This is a genomic window from Candidatus Kurthia intestinigallinarum, assembly GCF_003991225.1.
GTDB classification, from domain to species: domain Bacteria; phylum Bacillota; class Bacilli; order Bacillales_A; family Planococcaceae; genus Kurthia; species Kurthia populi.
The window spans coordinates 1-1220 of the sequence record NZ_JTFC01000060.1; the positions used below are offsets into that span (position 1 = coordinate 1).

The 1220-nt window shown below is 38.7% G+C and carries 1 protein-coding gene; it reads left to right on the plus strand.

The window, feature by feature from the left end; translation table 11 throughout:
• The first annotated feature begins 255 nt into the window (after nt 1–255).
• Complete coding sequence (locus tag QI30_RS18610) at nt 256–1191, plus strand: protein rep (RefSeq protein ID WP_126992064.1); 936 nt, start codon at nt 256–258, stop codon at nt 1189–1191.
• Nucleotides 1192–1220: the final 29 nt, after the last annotated feature.

Sequence of the window (1220 nt, forward strand, 5' to 3'; positions counted from 1 at the left end):
AAAAACGGTTTTTTCTTATCTTGATATAAGGGTAACATCTTCGATTTACCCTGAAGGGTCTTGAGCCCTTGATACGTATGGCTTTAACGCAAAAAAACTTGCATTCTACAGCATAGTGTTGTATTGTTTTAATTGTCGAGATCAAAACAATAAACTATGAAGGTAGGTGCAAGTTTTTAAGTGCCGTGATTGGCGTTTATTAACTTAAGTTATATGAGCCACTATAAAGCAAAATCCAAAAAGAATCAAGACATTATGGTCAAGTCCACGAAGAAAAAACGGCGAAACGGTGTATTAGCGTACTTTATGGAAAAGCTAGTTTCTGAAGATGTGGTCTCGGAAAATACTTTAAAACTCATAAGGGAGTGCAATACGTTCATGATGATGGTTGCTGATGAAAACCTGGAAAAGAAAAAACAGCATAAGGGGAATACGTGCAAAAACCGTTTCTGTCCGATCTGTGCATGGAAGAAATCTCGAAAAGATGCGTTGGCTCTGTCCGTCATGATGGCTTATCTAAAGCAAGAGGAAAAGAAAGAGTTTATCTTTGTGACCTTAACAGCGCCGAACGTGCCAGCTGATGAACTGGAAGATGAAATTAAGGGTTACAACCATTCGTTCAAAAAGTTGATGGAACGCAAGGAAGTTAAGAAAATCGCAAAGGGTTATGCTCGGAAATTAGAAATCACCTACAACGAAGAGCGTGAGGATTACCACCCACATTTTCATGTGCTCATTGCAGTCAACAAAAGTTACTTCACGGATACAAAACAATATATCACTCGGGATCGGTGGCTGGAGTTGTGGCAGCAAGTCACAAAAAACCCTTTGATTACACAAGTTGATGTGCGGAAAGTTCGAAACGGTCGAGATGATAAAGTGTATGAGATTGCGAAGTACTCCGCAAAAGACAGCGATTACTTAATCAGCCAAGAAGTTTTCGAGGTGTTTTATAAAGCCTTAAAAGGCAAACGGTTAATTGTCTACTCAGGTCTATTCAAAGACGCTATGACCAAATTTAAAAATGGCGAATTAGATGGCTACAAGGAAAAAGATGTGACGAAGTATGTGTATGCGATCATGTATAACTGGGGCGGTAAAAGGTACATCGAATTAGAAAAACGGTATTTGACCGATGATGAACTGGAAGAGATCAATGGGAAATTGATTGATGAAAAAGAAGTAGATTAAGATACAATAGATTTCAACAAACGGGCCAT